This window comes from Pseudomonas sp. C6002, assembly GCF_013385805.1.
In the GTDB taxonomy this organism is placed as follows: Bacteria; Pseudomonadota; Gammaproteobacteria; order Pseudomonadales; family Pseudomonadaceae; genus Aquipseudomonas.
In genome coordinates, this window is record NZ_JACAPH010000044.1 from 1 (window position 1) to 19,481 (window position 19,481).

The 19,481-nt window shown below is 60.6% G+C and carries 18 protein-coding genes and 1 pseudogene; 4 read left to right on the forward strand and 15 right to left on the reverse strand.

Annotated features, from left to right (window positions below):
• Window positions 1–101: 101 nt before the first annotated feature.
• From HX817_RS28745 to HX817_RS28770, 6 genes are all read right to left on the reverse strand, one after another.
• Complete coding sequence (locus HX817_RS28745) at window positions 102–755, reverse strand: HAD family phosphatase (RefSeq protein WP_003219744.1); 654 nt, start codon at window positions 753–755, stop codon at window positions 102–104.
• A gap of 29 nt (window positions 756–784) precedes the next feature.
• Window positions 785–1,774, reverse strand: a complete 990-nt coding sequence (locus HX817_RS28750; RefSeq protein WP_003219745.1) for an ABC transporter ATP-binding protein — start codon at window positions 1,772–1,774, stop codon at window positions 785–787.
• On the reverse strand, window positions 1,771–2,571 hold the full coding sequence (locus tag HX817_RS28755) for an ABC transporter permease (RefSeq protein WP_102369616.1): 801 nt from the start codon (window positions 2,569–2,571) through the stop codon (window positions 1,771–1,773). The genes HX817_RS28750 and HX817_RS28755 overlap by 4 nt, the downstream gene beginning before the upstream one ends.
• Entirely contained in the window at window positions 2,558–3,403 is an 846-nt protein-coding gene (locus HX817_RS28760; protein ID WP_010166442.1) for an ABC transporter permease subunit, read from the reverse strand. The genes HX817_RS28755 and HX817_RS28760 overlap by 14 nt, the downstream gene beginning before the upstream one ends.
• The gene (locus HX817_RS28765) at window positions 3,400–4,206 is read right to left on the reverse strand and encodes an alkaline phosphatase family protein (RefSeq protein ID WP_102606234.1); all 807 of its coding nucleotides are present in this window, start codon (window positions 4,204–4,206) and stop codon (window positions 3,400–3,402) included. The genes HX817_RS28760 and HX817_RS28765 overlap by 4 nt, the downstream gene beginning before the upstream one ends.
• Window positions 4,207–4,393: 187 nt before the next feature.
• Entirely contained in the window at window positions 4,394–5,461 is a 1,068-nt protein-coding gene (locus tag HX817_RS28770) for an ABC transporter substrate-binding protein (RefSeq protein ID WP_177037282.1), read from the reverse strand.
• A gap of 351 nt (window positions 5,462–5,812) precedes the next feature.
• Between HX817_RS28770 and HX817_RS28775 the strand changes: the two genes are divergently transcribed.
• Window positions 5,813–6,526: a UTRA domain-containing protein gene (locus HX817_RS28775; RefSeq protein WP_003219754.1), complete on the forward strand. Its 714-nt coding sequence runs from the start codon at window positions 5,813–5,815 to the stop codon at window positions 6,524–6,526.
• A 382-nt stretch (window positions 6,527–6,908) separates the two neighbouring features.
• Here the strand turns inward: HX817_RS28775 and HX817_RS28780 are convergent, their stop codons facing one another.
• The 3 genes from HX817_RS28780 to HX817_RS28790 form a co-directional block, all read right to left on the reverse strand.
• Complete coding sequence (locus HX817_RS28780; RefSeq protein WP_177037280.1) at window positions 6,909–8,255, reverse strand: amidohydrolase; 1,347 nt, start codon at window positions 8,253–8,255, stop codon at window positions 6,909–6,911.
• A 51-nt stretch (window positions 8,256–8,306) separates the two neighbouring features.
• Window positions 8,307–10,466, reverse strand: coding sequence for a mechanosensitive ion channel family protein (locus HX817_RS28785; RefSeq protein ID WP_102606232.1), 2,160 nt, complete (start codon window positions 10,464–10,466; stop codon window positions 8,307–8,309).
• Window positions 10,467–10,538: 72 nt separating this feature from the next.
• Complete coding sequence (locus tag HX817_RS28790) at window positions 10,539–10,715, reverse strand: hypothetical protein (RefSeq protein WP_003219760.1); 177 nt, start codon at window positions 10,713–10,715, stop codon at window positions 10,539–10,541.
• Between the two features lie 176 nt (window positions 10,716–10,891).
• On the opposite strand from HX817_RS28790, the pseudogene yegS reads away from it, so the two are divergent.
• A pseudogene (gene yegS / locus HX817_RS28795) lies at window positions 10,892–11,816 on the forward strand (lipid kinase YegS); the annotation flags it as partial.
• On the opposite strand, the gene HX817_RS28800 reads toward yegS, so the two are convergent.
• From HX817_RS28800 to HX817_RS28810, 3 genes are all read right to left on the reverse strand, one after another.
• Window positions 11,778–12,437 carry a response regulator transcription factor gene (locus HX817_RS28800; RefSeq protein ID WP_177041991.1) on the reverse strand — a complete coding sequence of 220 codons (660 nt, stop codon included), beginning with the start codon at window positions 12,435–12,437 and terminating at the stop codon, window positions 11,778–11,780. The pseudogene yegS and the gene HX817_RS28800 sit on opposite strands and share 39 nt — an antisense overlap.
• Complete coding sequence (locus tag HX817_RS28805; RefSeq protein WP_177041993.1) at window positions 12,434–13,327, reverse strand: sensor histidine kinase; 894 nt, start codon at window positions 13,325–13,327, stop codon at window positions 12,434–12,436. The genes HX817_RS28800 and HX817_RS28805 overlap by 4 nt, the downstream gene beginning before the upstream one ends.
• Before the next feature lie 319 nt (window positions 13,328–13,646).
• Window positions 13,647–14,090 carry a hypothetical protein gene (locus HX817_RS28810; protein ID WP_003219767.1) on the reverse strand — a complete coding sequence of 148 codons (444 nt, stop codon included), beginning with the start codon at window positions 14,088–14,090 and terminating at the stop codon, window positions 13,647–13,649.
• Window positions 14,091–14,640: 550 nt separating this feature from the next.
• Between HX817_RS28810 and HX817_RS28815 the strand changes: the two genes are divergently transcribed.
• Both HX817_RS28815 and HX817_RS28820 read left to right on the forward strand, forming a co-directional pair.
• Window positions 14,641–15,576 carry a chemotaxis protein CheV gene (locus HX817_RS28815; protein ID WP_008430676.1) on the forward strand — a complete coding sequence of 312 codons (936 nt, stop codon included), beginning with the start codon at window positions 14,641–14,643 and terminating at the stop codon, window positions 15,574–15,576.
• A gap of 39 nt (window positions 15,577–15,615) precedes the next feature.
• The gene (locus HX817_RS28820; protein WP_177041995.1) at window positions 15,616–16,422 is read left to right on the forward strand and encodes an MOSC domain-containing protein; all 807 of its coding nucleotides are present in this window, start codon (window positions 15,616–15,618) and stop codon (window positions 16,420–16,422) included.
• A gap of 64 nt (window positions 16,423–16,486) precedes the next feature.
• Here HX817_RS28820 and HX817_RS28825 read toward each other — a convergent pair whose 3' ends face one another.
• The 3 genes from HX817_RS28825 to HX817_RS28835 form a co-directional block, all read right to left on the reverse strand.
• On the reverse strand, window positions 16,487–16,771 hold the full coding sequence (locus HX817_RS28825) for a pyrimidine/purine nucleoside phosphorylase (RefSeq protein ID WP_003183665.1): 285 nt from the start codon (window positions 16,769–16,771) through the stop codon (window positions 16,487–16,489).
• Window positions 16,772–16,818: 47 nt separating this feature from the next.
• Window positions 16,819–17,361: an exonuclease domain-containing protein gene (locus HX817_RS28830; protein ID WP_003219774.1), complete on the reverse strand. Its 543-nt coding sequence runs from the start codon at window positions 17,359–17,361 to the stop codon at window positions 16,819–16,821.
• Window positions 17,362–17,432: 71 nt separating this feature from the next.
• On the reverse strand, window positions 17,433–19,367 hold the full coding sequence (locus tag HX817_RS28835; RefSeq protein ID WP_177041997.1) for an acetyl/propionyl/methylcrotonyl-CoA carboxylase subunit alpha: 1,935 nt from the start codon (window positions 19,365–19,367) through the stop codon (window positions 17,433–17,435).
• Window positions 19,368–19,481: the final 114 nt, after the last annotated feature.

Here is a 19,481-nt window from a genome sequence, read left to right on the forward strand (position 1 = left end):
TTTGGGGCTTTTCCAAAGTGAGTCGCTGTAAGAGCGAAACCATAGGCGGCCGTTACCTAAATAACGGATATGTACTCACCTCAAACCAGCGCAACAAAACGTCAAACCCAATGATGAATCGGCCACCCAGCCTTCTCAGCATGCGCCCGCAGCACCGGGTCCGGATTCACCACCTGCGGGTTCTCCACCTTCAGCAACAGCGGCAAATCATTGCGCGAATCCGAGTAGAAGTACGCCCCATCAAGGTGCTCACCTTCCTGCTCCAGCCATTCCATCAGGCGAGTGATCTTGCCTTCGCGGTAAGTCAGTACACCTGTGGTCTTGCCGCTGTACACCCCATGGGCGACGTCCAGCTCAATCCCCAGCACTTCATCAATGCCGATACGCGCCGCAATCGGCTTGACCAGGTGCGTCCCCGACGCCGAGATCACCAAAATCCGGTCACCATTCTTGCGGTGCTGCGCAATGGTACGGGTGGCTTCGCTGTAGATCAGCGGCTCGATAACGTCTTCCACCCACGGCTCTACAAGGTGCTCGATCTCTTCCGGCGTGCGGCCAATCATCGGCTCCAGGCTGAAGTCCATAAAATCCTCCATGGCCAGCTCACCGCGGCTGTAGGCCGCCATCAGTTCGTCGTTCTTGCGCATGAACGACTCACCATCCACCCAGCCCAGGCGGCCCATTTGCTCGCTCCACAGGGTGGCGCAGTCGCCGTGGATCAGGGTGTCGTCCAGATCAAAAATTACCAATGCCATCTGTCACGCTCTCTCAAATAAATCGTGCGTCAGGCTACTTCACACAACGCACTTGGGTCGATGGAAAGTGCCAATCTCTGACCATCCGGGTGCAGATCGTCAGCCGAGCGGTTAAGCACATCCACCACCAATTCCACGCCCCGGGCTTCGATGCGGTAGCGAATCACGTTGCCCAACAGGCTGTGGCTGCGCACCAACGCATCCAGCTCACCGCTGCGGCTGAGCTCAATGGCCTCCGGGCGAATGGCGATGCGCCCGGTGATCGGACGCTGCAACAGTTTGCTGGCCTTGTCGGCGTCCAGCAGGTTGTAGTTGCCGATAAAGCCCGCGGCGAACACATCCACCGGCGCGGTGTAGAGGGTCTCGGCATCGCCGCTCTGTACGATCTTGCCCTGGTTCATCAGGAAGATCCGGTCGGACATGGTCAGGGCTTCTTCCTGGTCATGGGTCACGAAGATGGTGGTCAGGCCCAGCTCACGCTGGATCTGGCGAATCTGTTCGCGCAGGTGCTTGCGAATCCGTGCATCGAGGGCCGACAACGGCTCGTCGAGCAACAGCAGGCGCGGGCGCGTCACCAGCGAGCGGGCGAGGGCCACGCGCTGGCACTGGCCGCCGGACATCTGGTGCGGGTAGCGGCCGGCGAGTTCTTTCAGCTCCACCAGTTGCAACACTTCCTGCACGCGTTTGTGGCTGTCGTCGGCATTGACCTTCTGCATGCGCAGGCCGAAGGCGACGTTCTGTTCCACGGTCATGTTGGGGAACAGCGCGTAGCTCTGGAACACCATGCCGATATGCCGTTTCTGTGGGCTCAGCGGGACGATGTCCTGGCCATCCAGCAGGATTTTCCCGCTGTCCACCGAGGTCAGGCCGGCGATGCAGCGCAGCAGGGTCGACTTGCCGCAGCCCGACGGGCCAAGCAGGGTGACGAATTCGCCCTTGGCGATTTCGCAGTTGATGTCACTGAATACCGGCGTACCGGCGTAGCCTTTCTGCAGGTGTTGGACGCTGACGAAGCTCATTGGCTTTTGTCCTTGTTCAAGATGTTGGCGGCCCAGGTCAGCACCAGCACGAAGAAGAAATAGGAGATCACCAGGGCACTGGTGAAGTGGCCGCTGCTGTTACGCATATTGTTGAGGTACACCTGCAGGGTTTCGTAGCGGGTGCCCACCAGGATGTTGGCGAACACGAACTCGCCGAACAGGAACGAGAACGACAGCAGCAATGCCACCATCAAGCCCTTGCGCAGGTTCGGCAGCACCACCAGGAACGCCGCCTGAAAGGTGCTGGCACCGAGCAGTTGGGCGGCGTCCATCAGGTCCCGCAGGTTGATCGCTTGCAGGTTGTTGGTGATCGCCCGATACATGAACGGCAGCGCCACGGTGAAGTAGCAACCGATCAGGATCCACGGCGTACCCACCATCGCAAATGGCCCCGAGCCATAGAGCTGCAACAGCCCCACCGACGACACCACCGGCGGCACCGCGAAGGGCAGCAGGATCAAAATGTTCATCAGCGCATCGAGTTTTGGAAAGTGGTAATGCACCACAAACAGCAGCGGCAGGATCAGCACCACCGACAAGATCAGCGCGCCAACGCACACCAGCAGCGACTGGCCGAAGGCATTCAGGAAGCGCGGGTCACTCCACAGCTGGATATACCATTTAAAGGTAAAGCCGGATGGCAGGATGGTCGCCGACCAACTGCTGGCGATGGAGTAGACCAAGGTGCCGAGCAATGGCAGCACCAGGACAGCAAGCAACAGGTACACCACTACGCGATGGTAGAGGGCGGCCGAGCCAGGTTCAGCGCGAGACATGGTAGCTCCTCTTGAGCAGCAGTTGATGGACTACGGTCACCACCGTCATCAGCGCTACCAGCACCACGGCCAGGGCACTGGCCATGTTCGGGTCCAGGGAAATATCGCCGGAGACCATCGCCGCGATGCGGATCGGCAGCACGTTGAAGTTGCCGGTGGTCAGCGCGTACACCGTGGCGTAGGCGCCGAGAGCGTTGGCCAGCAGGATCACGAAGGTGCCCAGCAGCGCTGGGGTCAGCACCGGCAAGCCGATATGCCGCCAGTATTGCCAGCCATCCGCGCCGAGCAACGAAGCGGACTCGCGCCAGTCTTCGCGCAACGCGTCAAAGGCCGGGTAGAGCAGCAGTACGCCGAGGGGAATCTGGAAATAGGTATAAAGGATGATCAACCCGGTCTTGGAATACAGGTTGAAGTCCTGAATGATCCCGGCCTGCTTGAGCATGATGGTGATGCTGCCGTTGAACCCCAGCAGGATGATGAAGGCGAAGGCCAGGGGTACGCCGGAGAAGTTGCTGGTCATGTTGGCGAAGGCGGTCACGAAATTGCGCAGCCGGCCATCCACCCGACGCAGCGAGTAACTGCCCAGCACGGCAATGACGATCCCGAACACACTGGAGTAGAAACTGATCTCCAGGCTGTACTGGATTGCCTGCAGGTAGAATTTCGAATTGGCGATCTTGCTGAAGTTGGCCAGGCCCCAGCCAAACTCTTCCGATTGCAGGCTGCTGACCAGCACCCAGAACAGCGGAGCGATCTCGAACACGATAAAAAACAGCGCGAAGGGCACCAGGCACAAGGCGGCCAGCCATTTGCCGCGGATCACTGAATTCACTTCAACAGCTCCCGGCATACAGGTTTGTCGTGGGGTACACCCAGCAGCTCGCAGACGGTGCCGCACAGCTCGGTTTGTTTGGGCGTGGCGTGGGTGTCGAGGCTGAAGGCATCACCCAGCACAAACAGCGGCACTTCCCGTTCTTCCGGCAGCAGGCCGTTGTGGGAGCGGTCGTTGTTCATGCCGTGGTCGGCCGTCACCAGCACCTGGTAACCGGCGTCGAGCCAGCCTTGCAGGTAGTCGGCGAGGATGATGTCGGCCGAGCGCGCGCTGTTGCGGTATTGCGGGGTGTCGAGGCCGTGCTTGTGGCCGGCATCGTCGATGTTCATCGGGTGCACCACCAGGAAATTCGGCGCGTGTTTGAGGCGCAGGCTTTCGGCGTCGGCAAACAGGTGCGAGTCCGGGTAATGGTCATTCCAGTAGAAATGCCCGTGCTGGATCGCCAGGGCCGGGTCGCTGGTATGTCGATCCCGGGCGGCGATAAAGGGCGAGCGGTTATACAACTCGCTGACCCAGTGATACGCCGCCGCCGCCGTGGATAAGCCGGCGTCGGTGGCGTAATGGAAAATGCTGCGCTGGTTGGACAGGCGCGAGACGTTGTTGTGGACGATGCCGCTCTCGATCGGCGGGACGCCGGTGAGGATGCATTCGTACAGTGGCCGGGACAGGGCCGGCAGTTCACATTCCAGTTTGTACAATGCTGCGCGTCCTGCGCCGACATAGGCCTGCAAGTGCCCCATGGCGTGTCGGGCAACCTCGTAATTCAGGCCGTCGAGCACGACAAGGATGACGTTGTGCTTCATAGGGGCTGGGGCTCCGCAACAAATAGGCTTGACTCGGTTTTTCGGTTGGAACACCGATCAAATGTGGGAGCTGGCTTGCCTGCGATAGCGGTGTGTCAGTCGACAATGCTGCTGAATGTCATACCGCTATCGCAGGCAAGCCAGCTCCCACACTGACCGCGTTCCACTTGAACAGGCGTATTAAGCCTTATTGCATATTGATGATGACTTCTTCCTGCCACTTCTGCGGCAGTGCCTTGGAGGTCTTCTCCCAAGCGTCGGCGTCCTTGATCGGCGTGACTTTCTTGTACTGCTCGTTAGGCAGCAGCTTGGCCTGTACGTCGGCTGGCAAGGTCAGGTGCTCGGCACGGATCGGCCGCGCATTGCCACGCGCCAGGTTGGTCTGGCCGGCGTCGCTGAAGATGTATTCGCGGGTCAGCTTGGCGGCGTTCGGGTGCTTGGCGTATTTGTTGATGATGGTGGTGTAGCCGGAAATCACCGAGCCGTCCGACGGGATCAGCACCACGTAGTCATCCGGGTTGGCCATCTTGGCCTTGTAGCTCAGGCCGTTGAAGTCCCAGACCACGCCCACTTCCACTTCGCCTTTTTCCATGGTGGAGATGGTTGGGTTGGCCAGCGACAGGCGGCCTTGCTTGGCGATTTCGGCGAACATCAGCAGCGCCGGCTGAATGTTCTTCTCGTCGCCACCGTTGGCCAGTGCAGCGGCGAGTACGCCGTTGGCCGCCTGGGCGGCGGTGCTCACGTCGCCGATGGAAACCTTGTATTTGCCGGTCTTCAGGTCAGCCCAGCTTTTCGGAGCTTCGGAGCCGTGCAGGAGTTTTTTGTTGACGATAAAGGCGATGGTGCCGGTGTAGGCCAGGGCCCAGTTACCGTCTTTGTCTTTCGCCCAATCCGGGACTTGTGCCCAGGTGGTCGGTTTGTACGGTTGGGTAACGCCCTGTTTCACCGCGATCGGGCCGAAGGCTGCACCCACGTCGCCGATGTCGGCACTGGCGTTGTCTTTTTCTGCCGCGAACTTGGCGACTTCCTGGGCCGAGCTCATGTCGGTGTCGATGTGCTTGAGGCCATAGATCTTGGCCAGGTCGTCCCAGGTGCCTTTCCAGTTGGCCCAGTCATCGGGCATGCCGACGCTGTTGACGGCGCCTTCCGCTTTCGCGGCGGCTTCGAGCGTTTTCAAATCGGTATCAGCAGCCATGGCGGCGGTGCACATGGCAATGGTCGAGCCTAACAGTGATGCCAGGAAAAGCTGTTTCATCCGAAGCTCCTTTGGGCGTTTTCAACGCTGCGTTTTTATCGACGTTTGCGGTGGTGTTGGTCTAGGTCAGCAATACACGAGCCAATTTAGGCGTGGCGGATGACAGTTTCATGTCGATGTCGTTTTTTGTTGGCCTGGACGGGGGATCACCGGGTAAGCGTAGACCATGCCCAACCGCCCGGAAGCCTTGGACTTGGCCGATGTATTGCAGGTCTTGTGGCAGCACGTCGCGAGGCGCTGTCATCTGTCGGTCATGTGCAATGCCTAGGCTTGCACGCAACAGCAGAGGCGCGTTTAGCGGGCGTTTTGTGCACCTGAATAGTGCTGGTCTAGTCCAGATAGGTAACGTTGATGCGTGATGAGGCAACCAAGGCGGTGACAACCATTGGCCTGGCGCTGCAAGAGCAGATCGACCATGGCTTGTTGGCGCCTGCCAGTAAGCTGCCGGCCGAGCGCAAGCTCAGCGAGTTGTTTGGTACCACCCGGATTACGGTGCGGGAAGCCTTGTTACAACTTGAGGCACAAGGGCAGATTTATCGCGAGGAGCGGCGAGGGTGGTTTGTGTCGCCGCCCAGGCTTGCCTATAACCTGATGCAGCGCAGTCATTTTCACGCGATGGTGAGTGCCCAGGGGCGGGTGCCGTCGACCGAGGTGATTTCGGCGCGGTTGCAGCCGGCTTCGGCGGCGGTGTGTGCGTGGTTGCAGTTGCCGGCGTTGTCCAGCGTGATTCAGATTTGCCGGGGGCGCAGGATTGATGGGCGGTTGGTGTTGTATGTGGAGCACTATCTGAACCCGCAGTATTTTCCGGGGATTCTGGGGTGTGATTTGAATCAGTCGATTACGGAGTTGTATGCGCGGGTGTATGACTTGCACTACGGGCGGGTGCGGTTTGAGATTGTGCCGACGTCATTGCAGGTTGAGGCTGCGGCGGCGTTGAGGGTGTCGGTGGGGAGCCCGGGGTTGCGGATTGCTCGGGTTAATTATGATCAGCATGAGCGGTTGATTGATTGTGATCTGGAGTTTTGGCGGCATGATGCGATTCATGTGGGGGTGGATGTGGTTTGACGTTTTGCCTGTGTGTATCCGTTATCTAGGTCACGACGGCTTTTGGTTCCGCTCTCACAGCGGCTCACTTTTGAACAGCCGGAATGCCGGCCCAGCCCCAAGTAAGCACAGGGCTTTACCCCGATGACCCGAGTGTTAGAGCAAAAGCAGAGCCGCTTTATGTGGGAGCGGGCTTGCTCGCGAAAAACCTGAGGGCGCCGCGTTGAGTCAGGATACCCACGTCATCGTTAACGACCTTCGCGAGCAAGCCCGCTCCCACATTTGGATCGTGTCCGCCTTTGGGTTTGCTGTTGCTTCACCACACTTAAGCCCGAGCGAGGTGCAGAGTGGTGGGGCAAGAGCGGAACCCTAGGCGGCCGTTATCTAAAAAACGGATATACCCTCAATCCCCCGCATTGGCATACAAATAATCCGTCGCCAACGAAGCCAGCGTCCGTACCCCAACCACCAACGCCGACTCATCCACAAAGAACCCCGGATTATGATTCGGCGCCGCCTTGCTCATGTCCTGATCCCTCGGCGTCACCCCCAGAAACACAAACAACCCTGGCGCTTCCTTGGCATAAAACGAGAAGTCCTCAGCCCCACCCACCAACGGGGCATTCACTACGTCGCCATTCGCCGCCCAACGCAAACTCGGCAGCATCTTTTCGGTCAGCGCCGGGTTGTTGATGGTCGGGTCGTACTTCTCAATGATCGTCACCTCAGCCTTCGCCCCACCACTCTCGGCAATCTTCTCTACGGTCTGCCGCACATCCGCATGCAGCTTCTGGCGAATGCCATAGTCGTAGGAGCGAATGGTCCCACTCATGTCCACCGACTCGGGAATGATGTTGTACCGCGTCCCTCCGTTGATGGTGCCAATACTCACCACCGCCGGAAACGAAGAAATGTCGGTACGCCGACTGACCACCGTCTGCAGCCCCACAATGGCCTGCGCCCCCACGGTAATCGGATCGATCCCATCCCACGGCCGCCCCGCATGGGTCTGCTTGCCCAGGATCTTGATCCGCAGGTCATCCGAGCTCGCCAGCGTCGGCCCCGGCCGATACGCAATCTGCCCCGCAGGCACCCCGGCCCACACATGCAGCCCAAAAACGGCATCCGGCTTGGGCGATTTCATCAGCCCTTCCTGCACCATCATCTTCGCGCCCCAAGTGTTTTTACCGTCGGGGATAAAGTCGCTCGGGCCTTCTTCAGCCGGCTGGAAATAAAACACCACGGTCCCAGGCAGACGATCGCGCATACCTGTAAGGATTTTCGCCGTGCTCAGCAGGATGGCGGTGTGGGCGTCGTGGCCGCAGGCGTGCATCACGTCGACTTCTTTATCGAGGTACACACCCTTGGCCTTCGAGGCGAAGGGCAGGCCGGAGACTTCCTTGACCGGCAGCGCATCCATGTCGGCGCGCAAGGCCACGGTCGGGCCGGGCAGGGCGCCCTTGAGGATGGCGACAACGCCCGTGCGCGCCACGCCAGTCTTGACCTCCAGCCCCATCTCCCGCAGTTGCTTGGCCACCAGCTCCGCGGTGCGATGTTCGGTATTGCCCAGTTCAGGATGGGCGTGGATGTCGCGCCGGGTTTCCAGCAAGGCCGGTTCCAGTACTTTGGCCTGGGCGGCGATGGTTTCGCGGGCACTGTCCTGGCCGCTGTTGGCGGCGATGACCGCGCTGCTGGCGACACCGCACAGCAGGCCGAATACCCATTGGTGTGTAAGACCGGTCAAACGCATAAGGACTCTCCATGATTATTGTTGTTGATCCTGACGTCGTCCGGGCAGCGCTTATTCTTTCTCTTGCACGCCTCCCGCCGCTGTCACCACTTGCACGCTCAAGCGTGGGGTGGCCAGGTCCAGCCCGGCTTCGTCGAGGTGACGCTTGAGCGACAGGTTGAACGCCCGCGAAACCTCCCACTGCTTGATCGGCGCGGTCTTGAAGCGGGCGCGAAGAATCGCACTGCCGGACTCGAAACTTTCTACACCCTGAATCTCCAGCGGCGACCAGATATTGCGCCGCTGCAACGGGTCGTTGCGCATCTTCTGCCCGACGTCGCGCATCAGCTTGATGGCGTCGTCGATTTCCATGTTGTAGGGAATCGCCACCCGGAAGATCGCGTAGCCGAACTCCCGGGAGTAGTTCTTGATGCTTTTGATTTCACTGAACGGGATCGTATGCACGATGCCGTCGATGTCCCGCAGGCGCACGGTACGGATGGTCAACCCTTCGACCGTCCCCAGGTGGCCGCCGACATCCACGTAGTCATCAATTGCCAGGGAGTCTTCGATAATGATGAACAGGCCGGTGATCAAATCCGCCACCAGCGACTGTGCACCAAAACCGATGGCCAGGCCGATTACACCGGCACCCGCCAGCAGCGGCGTGACGTTCATGCCCATGTTCGCCAGGGCGACGATGGCGGCAATGATGAAGATGGTCACGAACAGCACGTTGCGAATCAACGGCATCATCGTCTGCGCACGCGCGTTGGCCAGGCCTTTGCGCGAGCGGGTGAGGGCGTGGTGGATCGCGGTGTCGCTGAGGATCCAGATCAGCCAGGCAAACAGCAGTGTGCCGGCAAGGCCGAACAGCTTGACGCTGATTTCATGCCCGTCGCCTTCGGTAAAGCGGATCAGCGACAGGCCCCAGACCCGCAGGCCGAGTTCGATAAACACCAGCCACACCACCAGGTGGGCGAGGGTGTAGACGAAGCTTTTCAGGCGATCGGAGTACAGCGCATGGCGCTTGTGCCCACGCTGCGGCTTGAGGGAATGGCGGCGCACCAGGCCGTTGATCACCATGCACAGCACCAGCAACACCGTGCACAACAACGACTGGCGCAGGGCGGTGCTGGTGTCGCCGGCGGAGACGAAGGTGGCGAACAGCGAGATGCCCACCAGCAGCAACGCCGGCAGGTACCAGAAGGTGCCGACGATTTCGATGGTGTCACTCAGGGCGCGGCGGGTCAGGCGGCGGGACAGCGGCTGGTTGCGGATCAGGTGCGCAATCGGCCGGCGGAATCGCAGGATGAACACACCGGTGGACAGCGCGGCCATGACATTGGCGATGGTCGCGGCGACATGGGACAGGTGCTGGCCCAGGCTCTCGGCCAGGCGCGGGTCGCTGACGGCTTCGCCAAAGGCGGCAAAGCTGCCGATCAGCCATAACGGCCGGAAGGCCTGGTGGCGCAGGATGTACAACGCGCGGTGACGGTGCGGGCCGTCGAGTACGGAAAAGGCGACCACGCAGATCGCCGAGAAGCAGGTGCCCACCACCAGCGCGTAGGCCAGCACCATCGCCAGGGATTTGCCGAGGGACGAGGGCAGTGCGTAACTCATGTAGACGGTGATCACCAACGCGATCAGCCACGGGCCGAGCTTGCGCAGGGCAAAGCGCAGCAGGTCCCAGGTCTTGGGGTGTTGCGGCAGTTCTTCGGTCAGGCCGAAGCGCTCGCGCACCCGGTGGCTGAGCCAGATCAGGATCGCGGCCAGCAGGCTCCAGAGCATCAGGATCATGGCAAAGGCAAAGATGATCGGCAGCCATTCGCTGGCCGGCAGCATCAGTGCGGTGAGTTCATCCTTGGCCTGGTCAAACTCGTTGGACCAGCGATTGAGCGGGCTGTCGGCACCGGAGAATTGTTGCTCCAGGCTCGACAGCGTGCCGCCGATAAGACCGAGTACACCCAGTTCGGCGGCGGGCTGGGCCTTTTGCGTGGTCTCACGAAGCTTTTTCAGGTCGCTCAGCAGCTTGGTGCGCTGCTGGTCGTTTTCCAGGGTCTTGATCACCTCGTCCAGGGACTGGCCCAACGGGACGTCGGCTTGCGGCTGGGTTTTGGTGTTGCTGCCCAGCAGCCCTGGCAGGCTCACGGCGTGGGCAGGCGCCATGGGCAGCAGGGTCAGCAGGCAGAAAAGCAGGCAACAGGGCAGGGCAAACAGACGGGCAAGCACGAGGCGGTCAACCTTAAAAACGACGAATTGACCGAGTGTACGAGGCCGTCATGTGCAATGCGAGTGAGATTGTCATTCGGCGAGTTTGGCGAGGATCTTGTAAACCACGGTGCCGAGGATCAGCAGCATGCCGATCCACATGCCGAACACACCGATGGGTTTGTCGCGGAAGTTGAAGCCGATGGCCAGGAGGATCATGCCGGTCAGGATGGGGATAAGCATGGAGTGGAAGGCGGACATGGTGATCATGGTGCGACGGCCTTGTCGGGTGGGAATAGGTATAAGTCTAGGTCGATTTCGCCAAGTGCGAGTTGATCCGTGTCAGAAACGCTACAAAACCCGGTTAATTTCTACATCCGATGGCTTTTTTTCGATTGGCCACGGTCAACATCCCTCAGGAACCTTAAACCCAGGAGCATTCATCCATGAGCACACCCAAGGCACTGTTGATTCTGCACGGCAAGCAAGCCCTCAACGAGCAGGTGCGGGCGGCGGTGCAGGGCAAGCGCGAGCAGGGCTGGGAGCTGGCCGTACGGGTGACGTGGGAGGGTGGCGATGCCCAGCGGTTTGTCGATCAGGCCCTTGCCGATGGCTACACGCGGCTGATCGCCGGCGGCGGTGACGGCACCCTGCGGGATGTGGCCGAGGCCATGGCCCGGGCCAAGACCGAGGCCAGCCTGGTGCTGATGCCCCTCGGTACCGCCAACGATTTTGCCCGCGCCGCCGGTGTGCCGCTGGAGCCCGAGCAGGCCCTGGACCTGCTGGATGTACCGGCCCGTGCCATCGACCTGGGCGAAGTAGGCGGGCAGATCTTCCTGAATATGGCCACCGGTGGTTTTGGCAGCCAGGTCACCGCCAACACCTCCGAAGACTTGAAGAAAGTCCTCGGTGGCGCGGCGTATCTGTTTACCGGCCTGTCACGCTTCAGCGAGTTGCGCGCGGCCTACGGTGAATTGCAGGGCCCTGACTTTCACTGGCGCGGCGAGCTGCTGGCCCTGGGCATCGGCAACGGGCGCCAGGCCGGTGGTGGCCACGTGCTGTGCCCCGGCGCCCTGGCCGATGATGGTTTGTTGGATATCAGCATCTTGCCGGCGCCGCAGGAAGTGGTCGGCACCCTGCGCAACCTGATGACGGACGGCTGGGGCCTGGACAATATGTTTGTGCGGGCGCGCTTGCCGTGGGTCGAAATCAAGGTCGCCGAAGGGCTGGCGATCAACCTCGACGGCGAACCACTCCAGGGTGACGACTTGCACTTCTCGGCCTTGCCCCAGGCGCTGCGGGTGCATCTGCCGGAGGACTCACCGTTGCTGACTAATCGTCAAGGCTGATGATCTGTTCGCGCACTGCGAACAGCACCAGGCCCGCCACGTCGAAAATCTGCAGGCGCTTCATGATCTGCGAGCGGTGGGCTTCCACGGTCTTGATGCTCAGACCCAGGCCATTGGCGATTTCACGGGTGGACTTGCCGCGCACGATCAAGCGCAGGATTTCCAACTGGCGTGCCGTCAGGTTGTGGCTGTGGGGCGGCGGGTTGACCTGGGCCTGATTGCGGATCAGCGCCTGGTTGATCACCGTATGGGCGATCGCCGGGCTGAGGTAGCGTTCGTTGTTGCGCAACGCCAGCAGCGCGTGCTCCAGCTCATTGGCCGTGGTGTCCTTGAGCAGGTAGCCATGGGCGCCGGACTCCAGCGCGCACATGATCAGCTCCGGGTCGGTGTGCATCGACAGGATCAGCACCTTGCTCTTCGGGTAGGAACGCTTGAGGTCTTTCAATGCATCGAGCCCGCCGGTGTGCTTCATCGACAGGTCAAGCAGCACGATGTCGGGTTGCAGCGCGTCAAACCGCTCCAGCAACTGCGCGCCGTCGCTCGCTTCACCGATCACCGCGTAGCCGGGAATATCCATGACCAGCGCACGCACGCCGGCCCTGATCAGGGAGTGGTCATCCACCAGGAGTAAGTTGCACGTCACTCTAGAACCTTATGGGGGTTGGCCCGTTCGAGGGCGCGGGGCGCCCAGGGGAAAAGCGCTTCGATCCTCGTCCCGGAGCCTGGCTGGCTATTGACCGACAATGTGCCTCCCAGTTGATCAATCCGCTCGGACATCCCGGCCATGCCCCGCTGGCCTTCCTGGGCGGGGTTGATGGCGGGCGAAAAGCCCTGGCCGTCATCGCTGATAAACAGTGACAGGCCTTCGGGCAGGCGTTGCAGGCGTACCAGCAGGTTACGTGCCTGGGCATGGCGCAGCATGTTGGTGACGGCTTCCTGGGTAATGCGAAAGGCGGCAACAGCCATCTCTTCCGGGATGCCGGTCAGCCGTTGATGGCATTCCAGGCTCCAGCTTACCCGGGTGTTTTCCAGGGTCTTGAGCAGATGCGCCCGCAGGCTCGCCTCAAGGCCCAGGCTCGCCAGTTGCCGGGGGTTGAGGATGGCCGACACGTCCTGCACCTTGGCCAGGGTTTCGTTGAGGGTGTTGCACAGCACCGCACAGTGGCCCTGCAGGGTTTCCGGAAGACGGCGCTTGAGCCATTCACTTTGCAGCTTGGCGGCGGTCAACAGTTGGCCGATATCGTCGTGTAGTTCGCGGCTGAGGCGATGACGTTCGTTTTCCTGGACCTGCAACAGACGGTCGGCCAACTCCTGGGGCTGGAACTTGATGGACTTGCGTGAGCGCCACTGTTGCAAGCCCACCACCAGCAGGGTGGCCAGGTTCACTGACAACAGCGCCAGGGGAAGATCGGCCGAGTGTGCATAAGCCCACAGGCTGAGCAGGCACGCGCACAGGCATAGCGCGAGGGTTATCCAGCGTGCATTGCTTCGGGACACGGACCTTGCGATGAGTGACTTCAGGCTGGCGTACATAGGAGGCGCATTTCACGTTTATATGCATCATGAAGTTGAGTCACTTCGAGCGGGGCATGGTACCACCACTATTACCGTTGGTCGCCTGGCGCCGAGCGGGATGAGGCGTATTAATCACGGCAGCGTCCCGGAAGGTAGTCCCGGAGTTCAACGAGTGGGGAAGTTGTATCATTGAAGTTGTTTTGTATCAGTATTGTCGTTAGTGGCTTATTGATATTTTTCTGCTAACGACGTCGTGATGCATAAATAGTTGTGGTGTCGTTTTTAGATAATCAGGCAATTGAATGCGACATTTTTGTCGCTTAAATGCGAAGAAGCCTCAAATAGCGTAAGGCCTGTGTTGTTGCTTATAGCCGAAATCGCTTTGGGGGATGTGTTGGACAACGGTGGCGATCAACACGGTTTGTTCCGTTTCATCCAGGCCGAGCTTGCCGGTTTTTGTATCGATCAACTCCAGTTGCCAGGCCAGCAGGGTGAGGCAGTTGTGCAGTGCATCAAGTGCTTCGTCATGCAGTTGCAGGGGGCTGGCGGCGTTGCTGATCAGGTACTGGATATGCCGTGAGAACTCGCTGATCGCCCTCAGGGCCAGGGCTTCGGATTTTTCCGCGAGCTTGATCAGGTTGGTTTTCATGCAGTCGATCGCGTCACTGTCGTTGCGGATCAAATGCAGGTGGCTCAAGCATTCTTCAGACTTGGCCAGCAACATTTCCGCTTCGAGGAGGAACTCGGGAAGTGCAAGTTGCCACTCTTTGCCGTCGTTCATCACACAAGTCTCCAGAACATACGATCGGATGATGAGATGTTGCACCGGTTGAATGGCGTAAAACTACCGCTGAAATATGACGAATATCTGTAGGCCCGTTCCGACTTTTCAGTAGGAAATTTATTTGAATGACGGCCGTCGTCCGAGTACCCCACAATTTCCAGGGACATTCGCACAACTTCTTTGGGTGCCAGTACATAAGTCACTGGATGATCCGTTGGCCGTGGGCTTGCGATAGCAAACAAAAGCCTGACTCCATTCATGCAATGAGAATGGCGTCACATTAATGGCTATTAGATATCGCGAATATCAGGTTGGTCCTGATTGTGGATAGGGGAATCCCTTACATAGCGGAACCTCGCGCAGACTTTGCGGTCACGCGGCGGTGGTGATGGGCCTTGCGTTGAAGCGGATTCAGTAAAGCATGATGTCAGTGTGACATCAATGGATTTGCATGGCATTTTAGTGGGGGGTCAAGGTCCGGCGTTTGCCGCCGATAACCTGCGTCAGTGACCAGCACTATCCATCCGCTAAACCCCAGGAGTCTTTAATGGCCGGCATTCTCGACACGGTAGATCAACGCACACAATTGGTGGGTGAGAATCGCCTGGAGATCCTCATGTTTCGCCTGGCCGGGCGGCAGCTGTTCGCGATCAACGTGTTCAAGGTGCAGGAAGTGCTGCAACTGCCCAAGTTGACCCTGATGCCCCAGCGCCACCCATTTGTCTGCGGCGTGGTCAACCTGCGTGGGCAGACGTTGCCGGTGATCGACCTGTCCCAGGCGATTGGCATGCGTCCGCTGATTCCGGGCCCCAACAGCACCATTATCGTCACCGAGTACAACCGCTCGGTGCAGGCGTTCCTGGTGGGCGGCGTCGACCGCATCGTCAACATGAACTGGGAGGCGATCCTGCCGCCGCCGGCAAGTGCCGGGCGCCAGCATTACCTGACGGCCATCAGCAAGGTCGATGACCAGTTGGTGGAAATCATCGACGTGGAAAAAGTCCTCGCCGAAATCGTGCCCTACAACGCCAAGGTTTCTCGCGAGAAACTTGAAGACCCGGTGCTGGAACGCGCCCGCGGCCGCGAAGTGCTGCTGGTGGATGACTCCAACGTCGCCCTCTCGCAACTGCGTGACACCCTCGGACAGTTGGGGGTGAAGATGCACATTGCCAGCGACGGCCTCAAGGCACTGAACATGCTCAAGGCCTGGGCCGACAGTGGCCAGGTGATGACCGACAAGCTGTTGATGATCTTCACCGACGCCGAAATGCCCGAGATGGACGGCTACCGCCTGACCACCGAGATTCGCAACGACCCGCGCCTGCGCAGCCTGTACGTGGTGCTGCATACGTCGTTGTCCGGCAGCTTCAACGACTCGATGGTGAAGAAGGTCGGTTGCGACAACTTCCTCTCCAAGTTCCAGCCCGACAAGTTGGTGGACGTGGTGCGTCAGCGCCTGATGCTGGACGAAGTCCCGGCTTGAGCTTAGGGTGACGGCTTTGTCCCTCAGGAATGCAGGCCCATGCTTCGTCTCAGCGCGTTGTACCGATACCCCTTGAAGTCCGGCAAGGGTGAATCCTTGCAGCAGATCGGCCTGGACACACTCGGGCTCGACGGGGATCGACGCTGGATGTTGGTGGACGAGGCCAGCGGGCGTTTCCTGACCCAGCGCGCCGTGGCCAGGATGAGCCAGCTCTCGGCGCTGTGGAACAGCGCCGGTGGCCTGACCTTGAGCGCCGAGGGCCAACCTGCGCTTGACGTGCCACTACCCGGCAGCGATGCCGAGTTGCGCGGCGTGACCATCTGGCGTGACACCTTGCGCGTGCCGGATGCCGGTGACGAGGCAGGCGCCTGGCTCAGCGAATTCATCGGCAAGCCCACGCGGCTGGTGCAAGTGCCGCTGTCCCGTGCGCGCACGACCGAGGCCGGCTACGGCAAGGATGATGACAAGGTCGCGTTTGCCGATGGCTTTCCGTTGCTGCTGATCGGCCAGGCGTCCCTGGATGACCTGTCCCTGCGTATCGGTCGGCCCATGGAGATGCTGCGTTTTCGCCCCAACCTGGTGATCGAGGGCAGCGAAGCCTTTGCCGAAGACGGCTGGAAGCGGATACGGATTGGTGACGTGGAGTTTCGCGTGGTCAAGTCCTGCTCACGCTGCATCCTCACCACCATCGACCCGGCGAGTGGCGAGCGCAGTGCCGACCGCGAACCGCTGGCCACGCTCAAGACCTACCGCGAGCAAGAGGGCGATGTGATGTTTGGGCAGAACCTGGTCAACGATGGGGTGGGCCGCCTGGAAGTCGGCATGCCGGTGACGATCCTGGGGTAAGCAGCCCTGAAATGAAAAATGCCCGTCTCTCGCGAGACGGGCATTTTTTTCGGCTATCGAACGTTTAGCCGCGGTATTCGCACAGGTAGGCGGTGTCGACCGCCACCTTCAGCTGGAACTTGCTGTTGGCTGGCACGTTGAACTGGCTGCCGGCGGCGAAGGTTTCCCAGTCGGTGCTGTCTGGCAGCTTGACGGTCAGTGCGCCCGATACCACGTGCATGATTTCACGCTGGGCAGTGCCGAACTCGTATTCACCCGGGGCCATGACGCCGATGGTCGCCGGACCTTCTGCAGTGCCGAAAGCGATCGACTTGACGGTGCCGTCGAAGTACTCGTTGACTTTAAACATGGGCGAATCCTCGGAAAAGGGTCAAGAAAGGTCGGCCAGTATGCCTTCTACACGGGCAAAATCAACGGCAGCAGCCGTGCGGTATTGCGTGCATCTTCCAGCGCCCGATGCTGTTGGCCGTGGAACTGCATGCCGGCCAGTTGCAGCGCGCCGTTGAGCCCCAGCGGCTTGTCCAGGCGCCGGGCCTTGGCGAAGCGTTGCTTGAGGTTCACGTGGGGCGTCTGGCCCAGCACGCTGCTCAAGCCATGGCGCTGCCACTCCAGTTCCAGTTGCTGGCGATCGTAGTCACCCCAGCTCGCCCAGCCTTCCAGGCGTGCCTGGTGCTGGCCAAGCCAGCGTTCGAACAGCGGCCACACCTCGATCAACGGCGCGGCAGCGTCGATATTCGCCTGGGTGATGTGGGTCAACTGGCGGCAGAACGGCGTCAGCAGCGGCCTGCGCAATGGCCGCACGAAACGCTGGAAATGGTCCAGTTCACGGCCCTGGCGGTTGACCAGGCTCACACCGATTTCGATGATTTCCATCTCGGTCACGGGCCAGCCGCCTTCATCCGTTGTGGCTTCAAGATCAATAATCAGCCAATGAGGCATCGCAGGTTCCCGTACTCTTCCCGTCCTGATGGGGATAGAGCGTAGCCAAGCCTGCTAGTTCCGCCCAGGGCTTACTCGATCTCCAGCAAAATCTGACGGTTCCTGACCTGATCGCCTGCAACCGCCTGGATTCGCTTGACCACGCCACTCATGCCGGCCTTGAGTGGGTGCTCCATTTTCATCGCTTCCAGCACCAGCAACAGCTGGCCCTTGCTGACCGAATCGCCTTCGCTGACCCGTACTTCGACAATTGCCCCATCCATCGGCGCCTTGACCGTGCCGTTGCTGGCCTCGGCCTGGCGGGTGGCGACGGTTTGGGTTCGATCATTGATGCACACGCCGGGCAACCAGAGCCGGGTGCCTTGCAGGTGGTAGGCAATGCGACGGCGAATGCCGTTGAGAACGGCGGTGGCCCAGCGTCCGTCGGTGGAGAGGTCGCGTATTTCTATGGCGTGCTGATCAATCTCGACTTGCAGGCAATTGTCCGCCAGCACACTGAGGCTGATGGTCCGGGGCTCGTCGTGTTCGGCCAATTGCCAGGTCCAGGGTACGCTGGCGTTGTTGCGCCAGCCGGATAATGGCTGGGTGTGAGCGCTGGCGCTGTGTTGGTAAAACAGCGCGGCGGCCAGGGCCAGCTCTTCGTTGGTCGCGTGGGGACGCGGGATGTCGCTGAAGTGTTCGGCAATAAAGCCGGTGCTGAAATCGCCGGCGATGAAGTGTGGATGCTTGAGCAGGCTGGCCAGCAGGCGCTGGTTGGTGGGCACGCCGAGCAGCACGCAGTCTTCCACGGCCCTGACCAGCTTGCGCCGGGCCTCTTCGCGGGTGGCGCCGTGGGCGATGATCTTGCCCAGCATCGAGTCGTAGAACGGGGTGATGCGCTGGCCTTCCAGCACGCCATGATCGATGCGCACACCTGGCGCCGGGTCCCAGCGCAGTACGTCGCCGGTTTGCGGGAGGAAGCCCTGGGCCGGGTCTTCGGCGTACAGGCGCACTTCCATGGCGTGGCCGGTTAGGGTCACTTGTTCCTGACTCAGGGGCAGAGGTTGGCCGGCGGCGATGTGCAGTTGCCAGGCGACGAGGTCGAGGCCGGTGATCAGTTCGGTGACCGGGTGTTCGACCTGCAGGCGGGTGTTCATTTCCAGGAAGTAGAAATTGCCGTCGCGGTCGAGCAGGAACTCCACCGTGCCGGCGCCGACGTAATTGACGGCGCGCGCGGCCTTGAGGGCGGCTTCGCCCATGGCTTGGCGCAGCTCGGGGGTCATGACGGGGCAGGGGGCTTCTTCGATGACTTTTTGATGGCGGCGCTGGACCGAGCAGTCGCGTTCGCCGAGGTAGATCAGGTTGCCGTGGGTGTCGCCGAACAGTTGGATTTCGACGTGGCGGGGGGCGATCAGGGCTTGTTCGAGGATGAGTTCGGCGCTGCCGAAGGCGTTTTGTGCTTCGGAGCGGGCGGTGCGCAGGTGTTCCAGCAGGGTGTCGGGGTTGTGTACCAGGCGCATGCCGCGGCCGCCGCCGCCGGCGCTGGCCTTGATCATCAGTGGGTAGCCGATGTGGGTGGCTTGTTGTTGCAGGGTTGGGTCGCCCTGGTCGGGGCCTTGGTAGCCCTTGATGCAGGGGACGCCGGCGTTGAGCATGGCGATTTTTGAGAGGCGTTTGCTGCCCATCAGGTCGATGGCTTCGGGGCTGGGGCCGATGAAGGTGAGGTCGGCGTTTGCGCAGGCTCGGGCGAAGTCGGGGTTTTCGGAGAGGAAGCCGTAGCCGGGGTGGATGGCGTCGGCGCCGGTGCGGTGGGCTGCGTTGAGGATGGCTTCGATGTTCAGGTAGGACTGGGTGACGGGGGCGGGGCCGATGTTGATGGCTTCGTCGGCCATCTGGACGTGCAGGGCGTCGGTGTCGGCTTCGCTATAGATCGCTACGGTGCGGTAGCCCAGGGATTGGGCGGTGCGCTGGATGCGGCAGGCGATTTCGCCACGGTTGGCTATGAGGATTTTGTTGAACATCGGCATGGTGGTGTCCCTTGGCTTGTCGGGTACATATCCGTTTCTTCGGTAACGGCTGCTTATGGTTCCGCTCTTACAGCGGGTCACTTTTGAAAAGCGCAAAAGTAACCAAAACGCTCT

Excerpts from the sequence above, each read along its gene's own strand:
- HX817_RS28830 (WP_003219774.1), bottom strand. The coding sequence starts at position 17,361 with ATGCCTCATTGGCTGATTATTGATCTTGAAGCCACAACGGATGAAGGC.
- HX817_RS28780 (WP_177037280.1), bottom strand. The coding sequence starts at position 8,255 with ATGCGTTTGACCGGTCTTACACACCAATGGGTATTCGGCCTGCTGTGC.
- HX817_RS28770 (WP_177037282.1), bottom strand. The coding sequence starts at position 5,461 with ATGAAACAGCTTTTCCTGGCATCACTGTTAGGCTCGACCATTGCCATG.
- HX817_RS28810 (WP_003219767.1), bottom strand. The coding sequence starts at position 14,090 with ATGAACGACGGCAAAGAGTGGCAACTTGCACTTCCCGAGTTCCTCCTC.
- HX817_RS28750 (WP_003219745.1), bottom strand. The coding sequence starts at position 1,774 with ATGAGCTTCGTCAGCGTCCAACACCTGCAGAAAGGCTACGCCGGTACG.
- HX817_RS28815 (WP_008430676.1), top strand. The coding sequence starts at position 14,641 with ATGGCCGGCATTCTCGACACGGTAGATCAACGCACACAATTGGTGGGT.
- HX817_RS28820 (WP_177041995.1), top strand. The coding sequence starts at position 15,616 with ATGCTTCGTCTCAGCGCGTTGTACCGATACCCCTTGAAGTCCGGCAAG.
- HX817_RS28755 (WP_102369616.1), bottom strand. The coding sequence starts at position 2,571 with ATGTCTCGCGCTGAACCTGGCTCGGCCGCCCTCTACCATCGCGTAGTG.
- HX817_RS28805 (WP_177041993.1), bottom strand. The coding sequence starts at position 13,327 with ATGTACGCCAGCCTGAAGTCACTCATCGCAAGGTCCGTGTCCCGAAGC.
- HX817_RS28775 (WP_003219754.1), top strand. The coding sequence starts at position 5,813 with ATGCGTGATGAGGCAACCAAGGCGGTGACAACCATTGGCCTGGCGCTG.
- HX817_RS28765 (WP_102606234.1), bottom strand. The coding sequence starts at position 4,206 with ATGAAGCACAACGTCATCCTTGTCGTGCTCGACGGCCTGAATTACGAG.
- HX817_RS28835 (WP_177041997.1), bottom strand. The coding sequence starts at position 19,367 with ATGCCGATGTTCAACAAAATCCTCATAGCCAACCGTGGCGAAATCGCC.
- HX817_RS28790 (WP_003219760.1), bottom strand. The coding sequence starts at position 10,715 with ATGATCACCATGTCCGCCTTCCACTCCATGCTTATCCCCATCCTGACC.
- HX817_RS28745 (WP_003219744.1), bottom strand. The coding sequence starts at position 755 with ATGGCATTGGTAATTTTTGATCTGGACGACACCCTGATCCACGGCGAC.
- HX817_RS28825 (WP_003183665.1), bottom strand. The coding sequence starts at position 16,771 with ATGTTTAAAGTCAACGAGTACTTCGACGGCACCGTCAAGTCGATCGCT.